This is a genomic window from Burkholderia sp. COPS (assembly GCF_019425585.1).
GTDB classification, from domain to species: domain Bacteria; phylum Pseudomonadota; class Gammaproteobacteria; order Burkholderiales; family Burkholderiaceae; genus Burkholderia; species Burkholderia cepacia.
Window position 1 is genome coordinate 173,996 of sequence record NZ_WIXR01000034.1, and the last position, 15,130, is coordinate 189,125.

Consider the following 15,130-nt stretch of genomic DNA (forward strand, 5'->3'; position numbering starts at 1 on the left):
GTCCGCAAAGCCGACATTCTAAGCGAGAGCGGAAAATCGCACAGCTAAGTTATCCCCTTCATTCTGTGGAAAATCACTGGATAACCAAAATTTTTCGTTGTGCCTGCAATGCCGAACGCCCGCGCGGCGGGGTGTCGGGACATTTTCCTGTTCGGATCGGCCATCGGGTCGACCGCTATGATCCACCGGGTTATCCCGTGTACAGATCGTTGACTTTGCAGCGGAATATCGGGTTATCCACAGATTTTCAGGACAACCGGCAACGATTTCGGCGTCAATCGAGGCCGCCAGCCATTCAGTGAATCGCGACTCGGTCGACCCCGTAATCTGCAAAACATTTTTTCACTCGCGCCAACGTAAGCACTGCTGGCGGACCGTCTCGTTGAGCGATTTTTCCTGTTTGAAAACGGTTCTCAACCACGACGCGTCGTTCACGCGCGCCTGGGCCAGTGCGCCGATCTCGTCGAGGGCCGCGCGCGAACCGAGCGCGGCCGCATGCGGCGCGATCCGGTCGAGCGTGTCGAGGATGTCTTCGGCGATGGTACGGCGCTCACCCGTCTGAGGATTCACGCAGGTGCCCTCGAGCCCGAAGCGGCACGCCTCGAAACGGTTGAACGTGTAGACGAGGTAGTCGTCCTCCGACAGCTTCAGCGGCCGGTCGGTCAGCAGGTAGCGCGCGAGCGTCTGGATGTAGCAGGCGATCGCCGCCGCGCGGTCGACCGACAGCGGCGTGTCCATCACGCGCACCTCGATCGTCCCGTAGCCGGGTTTCGGGCGGATGTCCCAGTAGAAGTCCTTCATCGAGTTGACGACACCCGTGTTCACCATCTTCGTGAAGTACTCCTCGAAGCTGTCCCAGGTCAGCACGAACGGCGCGCGGCCCGACAGCGGGAACGCGAACACCGAATTCAGGCGTGCCGAATGGAAGCCGGTGTCGACGTTCTGCACGAACGGCGACGACGCGGACAGCGCGATGAAGTGCGGAATGAAGCGCGACATCGAGTGCAGCAGGAACAGCGCACTGTCGGGATCGGGGCAGCCGATGTGCACGTGCTGGCCGAACACGGTGAACTGTTTGGCCAGGTAACCGTACAGTTCGGAGATGTACTGGAAGCGCGGCGCATCGTAGATCTGCCGGTCGCTCCATTGCTGGAACGCATGCGTGCCGCCGCCGGCCAGCCCGACGTTGAGCTGGTCGGCCGCCTTCACGAGCACGTCGCGGATCGCGTGCAGCTCGCTCACCGCCTGCTCGTGCGAATGGCAGATGCCGGTCGACAGCTCGATCATGCTCTCGGTGATTTCCGGCGTAATGTTGCCCGGAAAGGTCTCGCCCTGGATCAGGCGCATCAGGTCGGATGCCGCTTTGGTCAGGTCGTAGTTGTGCGTGTTGACGACCTGGATCTCCAGTTCGACGCCGAACGTGAACGGCTCGGAATTGACGAAGGTTTCGAGTGCCATGGCAGGTTCCGGAATCAGTTGCTGTCGCTGCGCTCACCGACCGCCGACAGGCAGCGGTAGACGATGAACGGGCTGACGAGCTGCAGGATCACGATCGTGCACATCACGATCGCGCGCAGGTGCGGGTCGAAATTCGGATAGAGCTGGTAGGTGTCGTCGACGAGCAGGTACGACAGCGCGGACATCGGCGTGAGCGCGATGCCGAGCGCGATGCCCTGCTTCATCCCGATGCCGCTCGGCTTCGCGAACGCGACGACACCGGCCAGCTTCGCGACGAGCCGCGTGACGATCAGCACGATCGCGAGCAACCCGCCGAGCGCGATGTCGCCCCACGTGAACGACGTGAGCGTGAGCACGAACAGGACCACCGTCAGCAGCCAGCCGGCCGTGCCGAAATGCTCGGGCCACAGCTGCGGGCGCGCCTCGAGGTTCTTCACGATGATGCCGGCGAGCAGCAGCGTAAGCAGCGTCGACAGCTTCAGTGCCTGGGCCACCGCGATCGCGAGCATCACGAGCCCGAACAGCGCGACGAACGAATGCTCGTCGCGCATCGTCGACGTCATGTGGCGGAACAGGAAATTGCACGAACGCGCGACGAGATACGCGACGATGAACGAACCGGCGAGCAGGTAGAGCGGCTGCAGGATCGTCGCGAATACGTTGCCGTACGCTTCCTGGTGGAGCCAGCTCGTCACGAGCTTGGTCAGCACGATCGCATAGACACTGTTGAGCGCGGTGAGCGTGATGAGGCGTTGCGACACCTGCCCTTCCGCGCGCAGTTCGGTCTTCAGCTGGATCACCATCGATGGCGATGTCGCGATCGCGATCGCCGACAGCACGAGCGCGACCATCCCCGATACGCCGAGCGCCAGCATCACGAACAGCACCAGCACGAACGTCAGCGTGGCTTCAGCGAGGCTCGACGCGACGAGCCACGGATTGCGCCGGATCCAGCGCAGGTCGAGACGGCTGCCGAGCTCGAACAGCAACAGGCCGAGCGCGACGTCGATCAGCAGCCGAGAGGTTTCGTCGGTGCTTGCATCGATCACGCCGAATCCGAACGATCCGGCGATAAGACCGATCACCGCATAACCGGTGATGCGCGGCAGCCGCCATGCGCGATAGCACAGCTCGCCGCACAGGCCGGCCGCGAACAGCGCGAGCCCGGCCCAGAACACGGCATCCGGCGTAAGCGGCCAGTTGGGCAGGAATGAGAACGCCGACTTCATCGTGGTGACTTCTCCTTTGGAAGCGACCGCCAGCGACACAGGATCAAGCGTCAGAAATGGATGCGCGCCGGCTGGGTATCGCCCCGAATGTGATTGTTGTGTCGACGACGGCGGGACATGGGATCCGCCTGTTCCGCCACAGGGCGGAAAGTCGCTCAGGTTGCCGATCTGGATTGTCGGCCTGGTGTGTGAACGGACTGCGCAGTCTCGAAGATTCAGATTCGAAATCGTGCCGACCGTTCCATTGAAGCATGTCCGGCGCCTGGCCGGATGAACGCGAAGGAAACCGATTGTGCCACAGCTTTTTCGGTCTGGAACCCATTGACTCGACTCGCGGCGCTGTGCGGCACCTCAGGTCTTTGGTTTCAAAGGTTTACTTGTATATATACGTAGTAGAAGTTAACAAGGCGCGCACAGTTCTGTGGATAACTTCGGTTTACGTCGACGGATCAAGGTGTTGGAGAGCCCATAACCCGTTGCACAGGCTGTTCGTGCACAGAAGTTTCGATTGAGCAACTTTCGGGCCGCCTCACAGCTGTGCCGAGTTGCCCAGTTTACGTCCACTGTGATTGCACACGAAGTGCGCGCGGATTCCGCACGGTTATCCACAGCGTCGAGTGGATAACCTTGCGCGAAAAAATCGGGAAACTGTGATCAGCCGGCCTGGCTGACGCGGCGCGCGCGCAATGAGCGGATCAGGAAGCGTGCGGGATCGACGGCATCGGCGAGTTCGCGTTCGAGCGGCCACGGCTCGCCTTCGAGTTGCGATGCGATCAGTTCGGCGCCGAGTGCGGCCCATACGAGGCCGCGCGAACCGAAACCGAATGCGCCGTAGAGTCCGGGCATGCGCGGCAGGTCGCGCGCCTGCGCACCGCTCAGCGCGCGTGCCTTGGCGACGGCTCCCGCTTCGTCCGCGAGCGGGCCGATGAGCGGCAGACGATCGCCGACGACCCAGCGAAACGCAACGCGGCCGCGCAGCGTGCCTGGGTCCGGCACGTCGCCAATCAGGCCCGGCAGCAGATGGCGCACGCGCTCGAGGTTTTCCGCGTGACCGGCCGCGCGCATCGCGGGATCGACGTCGTCGGGCTCGAACGTCGCGCCGATCAGGAGCGTGCCGTCGTCGAGCGGTACCGCGTAACCGTCGCCGATCGCCGGGCACGGCAGTGGTGCCGTGCTGCCGGGGGGCAGCAACGTGAGCTGGCCACGCACCGGTTGCAGCGCGACATGCTGCAGCCCGGCGAGGCGCGCGGCATCGCCGGCATTCGCGAGCACGACGACGGGCGCTTCGGCCAGTGTGCCGCCCGCATCGTCGAGCGCATGCCATGTATCGCCCCGCCGTTCGAGTCGGGCCACGGCGGTGGACGCGAGCAAGCGCACGCGCTCGCCGGCCGCCTCGCACTGGGCCGCGCAAAGGCCGGCCGGCCAGACGGCGCCGCCGTGCGGAAACAGCAGGCCGCCGTGCGCGACCGGCAGGTTCAGATGGGCGCGCGCGGCATCGGCGTCGAGCAGCGATACGTAGTCGGACGGTGCGCCGAACGCATCGAAAGCATCACGCATCCGCGCGAAGTCGTCGGCCGATTCGGCGAGATGAATCATCCCGTGCGTGCTGCGCGCGAATGCATGGCCCGCGCGTTCGAGTGCGCGCCAGCGTGCGATCGCGTGCAGGAAGCCGCCGCGCGTGAGCCGGCTCGCGACGTTGTCGTCGCGCGTCATCAGCGGATGGAACACGCCGGCCGGATTGCCCGACGCCTCGCTCGCGATCCGGTCGTGCCGTTCGATCAGCGTGACCTCCCAGCCGCGCGCGGCGAGACGTTCGACGACCGCGCAGCCCGCCAGGCCCGCGCCGATCACGATCGCGCGGCGTGCCGCAACGGGCAATGCGAGCGGCGGCTCGTGCCGGCGCGCGCGCCAACGCGGCGCGTATTCGCCGACGAGCATCACGAACTTGCCGGCAAACCCGTCGATCTTGCGATACGTGAAACTCGCGTCGGTGAGCGCCTGTTTCACGACGCCCGAACTCGAATACGTCGAGAAGGTCGCGCCTTCGGCAGCGAGGCGTCCGAGCGCGCGGAACACGTCGGCCGACCACATGTCCGGGTTTTTCGCCGGCGCAAAACCGTCCAGATAAAACGCATCGGCACGTGCGACGAGTTTCGGCAGCATCTCGCGCGCGTCGCCGAATGCAAGCGTGAGCACGACCCGCCCGTCGTCGAATTCGAGCCGGTGCAAACCCGGCACGAGCGTCGGCCACGCATCGGCAAGCATCGCGGCTTCGGCCGATATGGTTGTGTTCGCAACGATATGGGAAAGCGCCTTGCGCAAGTCGTCGCGCGAGAACGGGTGCTTCTCGACCGACACGAAATGCAGCCGCTCGCAGCGTGCGGGATCCTCGCGCCATGCGGCCCAGGTCGCGAGGAAGTTGGCGCCCGTGCCGAACCCCGTCTCGACGATCGTGAACGTGCGGCGGCCTTGCCAGCGCGCCGGCAGCCGGTTGCCCGCGACGGACACGTAGTTCGCCTGCGCGAGCGCGCCCGCGACGTTGTGATAGATGTCGCCGAACTCGGGCGACACGAGCGTGCCGTCGTCGCGGATGGCGAGCGTGGCGGGAACAAGTCGGTCGGTCATGCGAAACAAAAAACGTGGCAGCCAAGCCTGGCAAGGGATTGCGCGGGGCCGTCCGTCCGGCCGTTGGAAAAAGCCAACGGGGCGGCGCACGGGCGGACCGCGCTGCGTATCCTGTCCGGTTGGCGCTGGTCAAAAAATGGGCAGTCCGTGATTCATTCGGCGAAATACCGATGAAAATCTTTGAAACCCTTGTCGTTATTGGGTTTGCGCTGCGCTATCATAGCAACGCCGTACCGCGGGGTGGCCGCCGGCATACCGGAGGGCGCGTCGCGCGGGCCAGGATTCGGCGCTGTGTCGTCGGAGTCTGACTCTCGACGGCACGGTTCGCGCACGTATAATCGGCGCGTTCGCGCTGTTCGTGTCAACCTAACCTGATAAAGGAACCTTAATGAACAAACAGGAACTGATCGACGCCGTCGCCGCCCAAACGGGCGCCAGCAAGGCTCAAACCGGCGAAACGCTGGACACGCTGCTCGAAGTCATCAAGAAGGCCGTGTCGAAGGGTGATGCGGTTCAGCTGATCGGCTTCGGCAGCTTCGGTTCGGGCAAGCGCGCAGCACGTACGGGCCGCAACCCGAAGACGGGCGAAACCATCAAGATCCCGGCAGCCAAGACGGTCAAGTTCACGGCTGGCAAGGCGTTCAAGGACGCCGTCAACAAGCGTTAATCCAGCGCCTGTTCCAAGAAAAACCCGCCTTTCGGCGGGTTTTTTGTTGGGCGCGCGCGGCATTTTCGCCACAGTCCGCGCCCCTCTTGCAAGATTTAACGGTTGTTTTTACAACGCGTTACACGTGCACGATCTGCGTGTCGCCGTGATCGTCGTCGTCGTGCGAATCGATGTCCCACGCCGGGAACGGATCGTCGAACGCGTGCCATCCCGCCGCGCCGAGCGCGAATTCCGCATCGGTCAGCAGGCACGCATCGAGTTTCTCGCGCCATGCATCCGCGTCGAGCGCGATGCCGATCAGCACAAGTTCCTGCCGGCGATCGCCCACCGCGCGATCGTCGAGATCGCCGTGCCATTCGGCGCGGATTTCCGCGAGCAGTTCGTCGTCGTCCGGCCATTCCGCGCGATCCTGCGCAGCCCACCACAGACCCGCCGGGCCATGCCGGCATACGCCGCCCGCCTGCGACAGCGAGCCCGCGATGTCGTTGCGCGTCGCGAGCCAGAAGAAGCCCTTGCTGCGCAGCACGCCCGGCCACTCCTGGTGCAGCAGCGCCCAGAGCCGTGCCGGATGAAACGGCCGGCGCGCGCGGTAAACAAAATTGCCGATGCCGAATTCGTCGGCTTCGCCGTGCACGTGCGCATGATGTTCGTCATGGCAGTCCGGGTCGTCGCAATGCGTGTGATCGTGATCGAGCGATGCGAGCCAGCCCGGCGCGTTCGCGGCCTCGTCGAAATCGAAACGGCCCGTGTTCAGCACTTCGTCGAGCGGTACGTTGCCGAACGTCGATACGACCTGGTGCGCGCGCGGGTTGAGGCGCGCGAGGATGTGCTGCAGGCGTGCGAGTTCGTCGGCGCCGACGAGGTCGGCCTTGTTGATCACCAGCACGTCGCAGAATTCGATCTGCTCGATCAGCAGCTCGACGAGCGTGCGGTCGTCCTCTTCCGAGGCGGCGATGCCGCGGGTTGCGAGCGCGTCGTCCGAGCCGTAGTCGCGGAGGAAGTTGTACGCGTCGACCACGGTGACGAGCGTGTCGAGCCGCGCGATCGCGGACAGCGACGTGCCGTCGTCGTCGACGAACGTGAAGGTTTCGGCGATCGGCATCGGCTCCGCGATACCGGTCGATTCGATCATGATCGCATCGAAGCGGCCTTCGGATGCGAGGTTGCGGATCTCGACGAGGAGGTCGTCGCGCAGCGTGCAGCAGATGCAGCCGTTCGACATCTCGACGAGGCGTTCCTCGACGTGCGACAGCGCCTGCGCGTCGCGCACGAGCGATGCGTCGATGTTGACCGCTGCGAGATCGTTGACGATCACGGCGACTTTCAGGCCCGCGCGGTTCGCGAGGACATGGTTGAGCAGCGTGGTCTTGCCGGCGCCGAGGAAACCGGACAGCACGGTGACGGGCAACGGCTGGTTCATAGCCGGATTCATAGCGATACGCACCAACGGAAAAATTGAAAAAGCGGCCGCGGCGCCCTTCCGGGGCGCGATCGTCCCGCGGACGGGCGAAATTGCGGCGTGAGATCCGCATTGTGCATCAAACGCGCGCCGGCCGGCCGGTACGGCGTCAGCCCGCGCCGGGCCGCGGCGTCATTGCACGGGCGGCAACAGCTTCCACTGCGTCAGGATGGCGGCGATCTGCCGCGCGTACTTGTCGCGCAGCGACGGTGTTTCCGAATGATAGGCGCCGACCGCCTGCCACGTGTTGCCGTAGCGGTTCATCTTCTGCTTGAGATGCCACGCGGCGATGTAGACGTTCTTGCACGGCTCCATCAGCGTGTCGCGGCCGATCCCGTAGCGCGACAGCGTCGGCAGGTGGATCGAATTGATCTGCATCAGGCCGTAGTCGACCGAGCCGTTCGTGTTCTTGTTCAGCGCGCCGGGCCGGTTGCGCGACTCCTGCCACGCGATCGCGCGCAGGATCAGCGGATTGACCTGCTGATATCTTGCCGCCTCGTCGAAACAGTCCGCGCGAGCGTTCGCGCTGGCGAAACACGCGCCGGCGGCGATCAACGCAATCGAGGCGAACCGTCTGTTCATGGTGCGGAATCGATAATAAATTGCGCGAAGGTCGGGAAAACCCGTGCCTGTTATTCGTGCGATGAGAAACGCGCCGCCCGTATCATACCGACAGTCCGTCAGCTTGCGACATACAGGAATACGGCAGCCCGGTTATACCGCATTTCCGTGTCGGTTCATCGTGAAACGGGGGCGATGGCCGGGATGCAGAGCATAGCGCCGAACATTACATATTGCATACGGCTCGCAGAATACATGTCGTATGTGAGACAGTCCTCGGGTCAATGTGATATTTCGGACATGAAAAACTGCTAATGTCGCCTCTTTAGGACTTGGATCCCAGCACTACCGCCGGAAGTGGCCTGAGCCGGCATCGACCCATTCATCCATGACAAGAAATCGCTTCGTTATGCGGCGTGTCGCCACGACCCTGATCGTCGCCGGCCTCATCGTTTCGCAGGCCGCCTACGCTCAGGTCACGCTCAACTTCGTGAATGCGGATATCGACCAGGTCGCCAAGGCGATCGGCGCCGCAACCGGCAAGACCATCATCGTCGACCCCCGCGTGAAGGGGCAGCTCAACCTCGTGGCCGAACGGCCGGTGCCGGAAGACCAGGCGCTGAAGACATTGCAGTCTGCGCTGCGGATGCAGGGCTTCGCGCTCGTGCAGGATCACGGCGTGCTGAAGGTCGTGCCCGAGGCCGACGCGAAGCTGCAGGGCGTGCCGACCTACGTCGGCAACGCGCCGCAGGCGCGCGGCGACCAGGTGATCACGCAGGTGTTCGAGCTGCACAACGAATCGGCGAACAACCTGCTGCCCGTGCTGCGGCCGCTGATCTCGCCGAACAACACGGTGACGGCCTACCCGGCGAACAACACGATCGTCGTCACCGACTACGCGGACAACGTGCGGCGCATCGCGCAGATCATCGCGGGCGTCGACAGCGCCGCGGGCGCGCAGGTGCAGGTCGTTCCGCTGCGCAACGCGAACGCGATCGACCTCGCCGCGCAGCTGCAGAAAATGCTCGACCCGGGCGCGATCGGCAACAGCGATGCGACGCTGAAGGTGTCGGTCACGGCCGACCCGCGCACCAACTCGCTGCTGCTGCGCGCGTCGAGCGCGTCGCGCCTCGCGGCCGCGAAGCGGCTCGTACAGCAGCTCGACGCGCCGAGCGGGGTGCCCGGCAACATGCATGTCGTGCCGCTGCGCAATGCCGATGCGGTGAAGCTGGCGAAGACGCTGCGCGGCATGCTCGGCAAGGGGAGCGGCAGCGACAGCGGCTCGTCGGCATCGTCCAACGATGCGAACAGCTTCAACCAGAACGGCGGCTCGTCGTCGAGCGGCAACTTCTCGACCGGCACGTCGGGCACCCCGCCGCTGCCGTCGGGCGGCCTCGGCGGTTCGTCGTCCTCGTCGGGGTACGGCGGTTCGTCGGGCAGCGGCGGCGGTCTCGGCAGCGCCGGCCTGCTCGGCGGCGACAAGGACAAAGGCGACGACAACCAGCCGGGCGGCATGATCCAGGCCGACGCGGCGACCAACTCGCTGATCATCACCGCGTCGGATCCGGTGTACCGGAACCTGCGCTCGGTGATCGACCAGCTCGACGCGCGGCGCGCGCAGGTCTATATCGAAGCGCTGATCGTCGAGCTGAACTCGAATACGTCCGGCAACCTCGGTATCCAGTGGCAGGTCGCGAGCGGCCAGTTTCTCGGCGGCACGAACCTGAACCCCACTGGCGGTCTGGGCAACAGCATCGTCAACCTGACGGCGGGCGGCGTGGCCAACGCCGCCGGCGGCATCACCGGCGGCGGGCTGGTCAACAATCTCGGGGCGCTGAGCCAGGGGCTCAACATCGGCTGGCTGCACAACATGTTCGGCGTGCAGGGGCTCGGCGCACTGCTGCAGTATTTCGCGGGCGTGAGCGACGCGAACGTGCTGTCGACACCGAACCTGATCACGCTCGACAACGAGGAAGCGAAGATCGTCGTCGGCCAGAACGTGCCGATCGCGACGGGTTCGTATTCGAACCTGACGAGCGGCAACACGAACAACGCGTTCAATACCTACGACCGTCGCGACGTCGGCCTGACGCTGCACGTGAAGCCGCAGATCACCGACGGCGGGATCCTCAAGCTGCAGCTCTATACCGAGGATTCGGCGGTGGTCGCCGGCACGACCAGCGCGCAGACCGGCCCGACCTTCACGAAGCGCTCGATCCAGTCGACGATCCTCGCGGACAACGGCGAGATCATCGTGCTCGGCGGCCTGATGCAGGACAACTACCAGGTGTCGAACAGCAAGGTGCCGCTGCTCGGCGACATTCCGTGGATCGGCCAGCTGTTCCGTTCCGAAACGAAGCTTCGCTCGAAAACCAACCTGATGGTATTCCTGCGCCCGGTGATCATCTCCGATCGCAGTACCGCGCAGGAAGTGACGGCCAATCGCTACGACTACATCCAGGGCGTGACGGGCGCATACAAGTCGGACAACAACGTGATGCGCGACAAGGACGATCCGGTCGTCCCGCCGATGCCGATCGGCCCGAGCCAGGGCGGCACGGCCGCGGGCAACCTGTTCGATCTCGACAAGATGCGTCGCCAGCAGCTGCAGCGCCAGGTCGCGCCGGTGCCGGCCCAGCCGTTGCCGGAAGCGACGCCCGCCCAGCCGCAGAGCGTGCCGCAGCAGGCGGTGCCGCAACAGCCGCTGACGGCCACGCCGGGAGCGTCGCAGTGAGCGACGTGCACGCCTCTTCCGCCCACGACGGCGCGCCGGGCGACCGCCAGCCGCCGTCGCCGCTCGCCGCGCGGCTGCTGCCGTACGGCTTCGCGAAGAGCGGCCAGGTGCTGATCGCGCACCAGCTCGACGATACGCTCGAGGTGTGGATCAGCGAACGCACGAGCGATGCCGCACTCGCGGAGATCGCGCGCAACTTCGGCTCGATCTCCGTGCATCGCGTGCCGGCCGACGAGCTCGCGCAGGCGATCAACCATGCGTACGCGCGCCAGGACGGCAGCGCCGCGCAGGTGGTCGGCGAGGTCGAAGGCGAAGTCGACCTGTCGCGGCTGATGCAGGACATCCCCGAAGTCGAGGATCTGCTCGAATCGGAAGACGATGCGCCGATCATCCGGATGATCAACGCGCTGCTCACGCAAGCGGCGCGCGAACAGGCGTCGGACATCCACATCGAGCCGTTCGAGAACGCTTCCGTCGTGCGGTTTCGCGTCGACGGCACGCTGCGTGACGTCGTGCGGCCGAAGAAGGCGCTGCACGGTGCGCTGATCTCGCGGATCAAGATCATGGCGCAGCTCGACATCGCGGAGAAGCGCCTGCCGCAGGACGGCCGCATCACGCTGCGTGTCGGCGGGCGGCCGGTGGACGTGCGCGTGTCGACGCTGCCGACCGGCCACGGCGAGCGTGCGGTGCTGCGTCTGCTGGAAAAGGATGCGCAGCGGCTGAACCTCGAGGCGCTCGGGATGGGCCGCGACACGCTCGTCCAGTTCGACAAGCTGATCGCGCGCCCGCACGGCATCGTGCTCGTCACCGGCCCGACCGGTTCGGGCAAGACGACCACGCTGTATGCGTCGATGTCGCGGCTCGAAACCGCGACGACCAACATCATGACCGTCGAGGACCCGATCGAATACGACCTCGGCGGCATCGGCCAGACGCAGGTGAACGAGCGGATCGGGATGACCTTCGCCCGGGCGCTGCGTTCGATCCTGCGCCAGGACCCGGACGTGATCATGATCGGGGAGATCCGCGACCTCGAAACCGCGCAGATCGCGGTGCAGGCGTCGCTGACGGGCCACCTCGTGCTCGCGACGCTGCACACGAACGATGCGGCATCGGCCGTCACGCGTCTGACCGACATGGGCGTCGAACCCTACCTGCTCGCGTCGTCGCTGCTCGGCGTGCTCGCGCAGCGGCTCGTGCGCCAGCTCTGCCCCGTCTGCAAGGAAGAACGCCAGGAAGAAGGCCGCACCGTGTGGCATCCGGTCGGCTGCGACAAGTGCGGGCATTCGGGTTATGCGGGCCGGCGCGGGGTATACGAACTGCTGCTGGTCGACGAGTCGATCCGCTCGCTGATCCACCGCAACGCGGCCGACGCGGAGATTCTCGCCGCCGGTCGTGCGGAAGGGATGCGCACGCTGCGCGACGACGCCGAGCGCTGGCTCGCGTCCGGCGCGACGTCGCTCGAGGAAGTGTTGCGCGTGACGGGAGGCGCATAGCGCGATGCCGGCATTCCGTTTCGAAGCAATCGATTCGGCGGGACGCGCGCAGAAGGGCGTCATCGACGCCGACAGCGCGCGTGCCGCGCGCGGCCAGCTGCGTACGCAGGGGCTGACGCCCCTCGTCGTCGAGCCGGCCGCCAGCGCGACGCGCGGGGCGCGGTCGCAGCGGCTCGCGTTCGGCCGCAAGCTGTCGCAGCGCGAACAGGCGATCCTCACGCGCCAGCTCGCCAGCCTGCTGATCGCGGGGCTGCCGCTCGACGAGGCGCTCGGCGTGCTGACCGAGCAGGCCGAGCGCGACTACATCCGCGAACTGATGGCCGCGATCCGCGCGGAAGTGCTGGGCGGCCATTCGCTCGCGAACGCGCTGGGCCAGCATCCGCGCGACTTCCCCGAAATCTATCGCGCGCTCGTCGCGGCCGGCGAGCACACCGGCAAGCTCGGCATCGTGCTGTCGCGCCTCGCCGACTACATCGAGCAAAGCAACGCGCTGAAGCAGAAGATCCTGCTCGCGTTCACGTACCCGGGAATCGTCACGCTGATCGCATTCGGCATCGTCACGTTCCTGCTGAGCTATGTCGTGCCCCAGGTCGTCAACGTGTTCGCGAGTACGAAGCAGCAGCTGCCCGTGCTGACGATCGTGATGATGGCGCTGTCGGATTTCGTGCGGCACTGGTGGTGGGCGATCCTGATCGCGGTCGTGCTCGTCGTGTGGTTCGTGAAGGCGACGCTGTCGCGTGACGGCCCGCGGCTGCGCTTCGACCGCTGGGTGCTGACCGCGCCGCTCGCGGGCAAGCTCGTGCGCGGCTACAACACGGTGCGGTTCGCGAGCACGCTCGGCATCCTCACCGCGGCGGGCGTGCCGATCCTGCGCGCGTTGCAGGCGGCCGGCGAGACGCTGTCGAACCGCGCGATGCGCGCGAACATCGACGACGCAATCGTGCGCGTGCGCGAAGGCTCCGCGCTGTCGCGCGCGCTGAACAACGTGAAGACGTTTCCGCCGGTGCTCGTGCACCTGATCCGTTCGGGCGAAGCGACGGGCGACGTGACGACGATGCTGGATCGCGCGGCCGAAGGCGAAGCGCGCGAGCTCGAGCGCCGCACGATGTTCCTGACGAGCCTGCTCGAGCCGCTCCTGATCCTGGCGATGGGCGGGATCGTGCTCGTGATCGTGCTGGCCGTGATGCTGCCGATCATCGAGCTGAACAACATGGTGCAGTAACGGCCCGACGGTCGATCAGGCCGCTACCGTTCAGCGCATGTAGATCGCGGGGGACGGCGTGTTCGCCGGCAGCTGGATTTCGGCGCGGGCGCCGTTGCGGTCGACGACGATCGAGCGGGGGCGGACTTCGGCGAGCTTCGCGCCGGGCGTGACCTCCGCGCCGAGCGACACGGCGCGCGGCGGTTCGCCGCCGACGCCGACGATCGCGGCGGCACCGCGATCGAGCGAGAGGATGCCGAACAGGTGGATGTCCTGCACGGGATTCTTGTCGAGCTGACCGCCGAAGAGCGCCGCGGCGTCCTCGGTACGGATCGGCAGCCGCGCGGCGGCGGCGGGCAGCGGCGCTTCACGGGCTGACAGCGTGACGACCCAGTAGGTGGCCGTCGCGCACAAACCCGCGAAGAGGGCTAGGGAGAGGATCCGGATCGAGAGCGCGTTCATGCGCGCTATTGTACGGATCTATGTGAAATTTGCGTTGGGTGAAAGCCCTCGGCAATGCGCGCCTTACAATGCGTGCTCCGCGCCCGCGGGTCCGGAAGGTTGCCGTCAGGCAATCGTCCGGTGCACCGGGCGCGTCACCCAACCAACGACATTTTTTGGAAAGAGGTAGTCAGTCATGCAAACGTGGATCACTCGCCGCAACGCGGCCGTGCGTCGTCAGCGCGGTTTCACGCTGATCGAGATCATGGTGGTGGTCGCGATCCTCGGGATCCTGGCGGCGCTGATCGTGCCGAAGATCATGAGCCGCCCGGACGAGGCGCGCCGCATCGCCGCGAAACAGGACATCGGCACGATCATGCAGGCGCTCAAGCTGTACCGTCTCGACAACGGCCGCTACCCGACCCAGGATCAGGGCCTGAACGCCCTGATCCAGAAGCCGTCCACCGATCCGATCCCGAACAACTGGAAGGACGGCGGTTATCTCGAGCGCCTGCCGAACGATCCGTGGGGCAACGGGTACAAGTACCTGAACCCGGGCGTGCACGGCGAGATCGACGTGTTCAGCTACGGCGCCGACGGCAAGGAAGGCGGCGAAGGCAACGATACCGACATCGGTTCGTGGCAATAAGCGCTCACTGACCGGCCCGACGCTTCGTTCCCGTTCTTCATGCTCGCCATTCGCACGACCTCCCGCTGCGGTCGCGACCGCCGTGCGCGTCGCGGCGCGGCTTCGTCCGTGCCGGCGCATGCCGACGGCGGGCCGACGAAGCACGGTGCGCGGCGGCGGCGCACGCGCGGCTTCACGCTGCTCGAAATGCTGGTCGTGCTCGTGATCGCGGGCCTGCTCGTATCGCTCGCGTCGCTGTCGCTCACGCGCAATCCGCGTACCGACCTGCGCGAGGAAGCGCAGCGCATCGCGCTGCTGTTCGAGACCGCCGGCGACGAGGCGCAGGTGCGTGCCCGGCCGATCGCATGGCAGCCGACCGAACACGGCTTCCGTTTCGACGTGAGCTCGCCCGACGGCTGGCGCACGCTGCGCGACGACCTGCTGCGCCCGCGTGACTGGGACGGCGGCGTCACGGGCGCCGACATCGACTATCCGGGGTCCGACACGCGCGCGAGCCGCGTCGTGTTCGGCACCGAGAGCATCGACACGCCGGTGCGCGTGACGCTGCATTCGGCCGCCGGCAGCGCGACGATCGTCGGCACCGGCAACGGCCGCTACGAGGTGCAATGAC

General features: G+C 65.9%; 12 protein-coding genes. 6 read left to right on the forward strand and 6 right to left on the reverse strand.

Translation table 11 applies throughout. The features are described 5' to 3' along the window. Positions 1-342: 342 nt before the first annotated feature. The 3 genes from FOZ70_RS26440 to mnmC form a co-directional block, all read right to left on the reverse strand. Positions 343-1,458 (reverse strand): YbdK family carboxylate-amine ligase, encoded by a 1,116-nt coding sequence (locus FOZ70_RS26440; RefSeq protein WP_021160413.1) that lies wholly within the window; start codon positions 1,456-1,458, stop codon positions 343-345. A gap of 14 nt (positions 1,459-1,472) precedes the next feature. Next, positions 1,473-2,687, reverse strand: a complete 1,215-nt coding sequence (locus FOZ70_RS26445; RefSeq protein WP_021160412.1) for a cation:proton antiporter — start codon at positions 2,685-2,687, stop codon at positions 1,473-1,475. A 654-nt stretch (positions 2,688-3,341) separates the two neighbouring features. Then, positions 3,342-5,312: a bifunctional tRNA (5-methylaminomethyl-2-thiouridine)(34)-methyltransferase MnmD/FAD-dependent 5-carboxymethylaminomethyl-2-thiouridine(34) oxidoreductase MnmC gene (mnmC, locus tag FOZ70_RS26450; RefSeq protein WP_219707190.1), complete on the reverse strand. Its 1,971-nt coding sequence runs from the start codon at positions 5,310-5,312 to the stop codon at positions 3,342-3,344. Between the two features lie 388 nt (positions 5,313-5,700). Here mnmC and FOZ70_RS26455 point away from each other — a divergent pair, with 388 nt between their 5' ends. Next, positions 5,701-5,979 (forward strand): HU family DNA-binding protein, encoded by a 279-nt coding sequence (locus FOZ70_RS26455; protein ID WP_006401505.1) that lies wholly within the window; start codon positions 5,701-5,703, stop codon positions 5,977-5,979. A gap of 118 nt (positions 5,980-6,097) precedes the next feature. Here FOZ70_RS26455 and FOZ70_RS26460 read toward each other — a convergent pair whose 3' ends face one another. Both FOZ70_RS26460 and FOZ70_RS26465 read right to left on the reverse strand, forming a co-directional pair. Further along, positions 6,098-7,411, reverse strand: a complete 1,314-nt coding sequence (locus tag FOZ70_RS26460; protein ID WP_042975625.1) for a GTP-binding protein — start codon at positions 7,409-7,411, stop codon at positions 6,098-6,100. Between the two features lie 159 nt (positions 7,412-7,570). Next, positions 7,571-8,020: a lytic transglycosylase domain-containing protein gene (locus tag FOZ70_RS26465; RefSeq protein ID WP_021160409.1), complete on the reverse strand. Its 450-nt coding sequence runs from the start codon at positions 8,018-8,020 to the stop codon at positions 7,571-7,573. 367 nt (positions 8,021-8,387) lie between these two features. On the opposite strand from FOZ70_RS26465, the gene gspD reads away from it, so the two are divergent. The 3 genes from gspD to gspF are packed head-to-tail and all read left to right on the forward strand — an operon-like array spanning position 8,388 to position 13,451. Next, complete coding sequence (gene gspD / locus FOZ70_RS26470) at positions 8,388-10,733, forward strand: type II secretion system secretin GspD (protein ID WP_042975622.1); 2,346 nt, start codon at positions 8,388-8,390, stop codon at positions 10,731-10,733. Continuing rightward, entirely contained in the window at positions 10,730-12,229 is a 1,500-nt protein-coding gene (gspE, locus tag FOZ70_RS26475; RefSeq protein ID WP_021160407.1) for a type II secretion system ATPase GspE, read from the forward strand. Before gspD ends, gspE begins: the two co-directional genes overlap by 4 nt. Before the next feature lie 4 nt (positions 12,230-12,233). Continuing rightward, entirely contained in the window at positions 12,234-13,451 is a 1,218-nt protein-coding gene (gene gspF, locus FOZ70_RS26480; protein ID WP_021160406.1) for a type II secretion system inner membrane protein GspF, read from the forward strand. 30 nt (positions 13,452-13,481) lie between these two features. On the opposite strand, the gene FOZ70_RS26485 is transcribed toward gspF, so the two are convergent. Further along, a complete protein-coding gene (locus tag FOZ70_RS26485; RefSeq protein WP_027788737.1) occupies positions 13,482-13,892 on the reverse strand; it encodes a type II secretion system protein N in 411 nt (136 codons plus the stop codon). Between the two features lie 175 nt (positions 13,893-14,067). Between FOZ70_RS26485 and gspG the strand changes: the two genes are divergently transcribed. Beyond that, positions 14,068-14,520, forward strand: coding sequence for a type II secretion system major pseudopilin GspG (gene gspG / locus FOZ70_RS26490; protein ID WP_011350483.1), 453 nt, complete (start codon positions 14,068-14,070; stop codon positions 14,518-14,520). A gap of 39 nt (positions 14,521-14,559) precedes the next feature. Next, complete coding sequence (locus FOZ70_RS26495; RefSeq protein ID WP_021160404.1) at positions 14,560-15,129, forward strand: GspH/FimT family pseudopilin; 570 nt, start codon at positions 14,560-14,562, stop codon at positions 15,127-15,129. The last annotated feature ends 1 nt before the right edge of the window (position 15,130 follow it).

Coding starts and splice junctions, on each gene's coding strand:
- gspG (WP_011350483.1), top strand. CDS start 14,068: ATGCAAACGTGGATCACTCGCCGCAACGCGGCCGTGCGTCGTCAGCGC.
- FOZ70_RS26460 (WP_042975625.1), bottom strand. CDS start 7,411: ATGAATCCGGCTATGAACCAGCCGTTGCCCGTCACCGTGCTGTCCGGT.
- FOZ70_RS26445 (WP_021160412.1), bottom strand. CDS start 2,687: ATGAAGTCGGCGTTCTCATTCCTGCCCAACTGGCCGCTTACGCCGGAT.
- FOZ70_RS26485 (WP_027788737.1), bottom strand. CDS start 13,892: ATGAACGCGCTCTCGATCCGGATCCTCTCCCTAGCCCTCTTCGCGGGT.
- gspD (WP_042975622.1), top strand. CDS start 8,388: ATGACAAGAAATCGCTTCGTTATGCGGCGTGTCGCCACGACCCTGATC.
- FOZ70_RS26455 (WP_006401505.1), top strand. CDS start 5,701: ATGAACAAACAGGAACTGATCGACGCCGTCGCCGCCCAAACGGGCGCC.
- FOZ70_RS26495 (WP_021160404.1), top strand. CDS start 14,560: ATGCTCGCCATTCGCACGACCTCCCGCTGCGGTCGCGACCGCCGTGCG.
- mnmC (WP_219707190.1), bottom strand. CDS start 5,312: ATGACCGACCGACTTGTTCCCGCCACGCTCGCCATCCGCGACGACGGC.
- gspF (WP_021160406.1), top strand. CDS start 12,234: ATGCCGGCATTCCGTTTCGAAGCAATCGATTCGGCGGGACGCGCGCAG.
- FOZ70_RS26465 (WP_021160409.1), bottom strand. CDS start 8,020: ATGAACAGACGGTTCGCCTCGATTGCGTTGATCGCCGCCGGCGCGTGT.
- FOZ70_RS26440 (WP_021160413.1), bottom strand. CDS start 1,458: ATGGCACTCGAAACCTTCGTCAATTCCGAGCCGTTCACGTTCGGCGTC.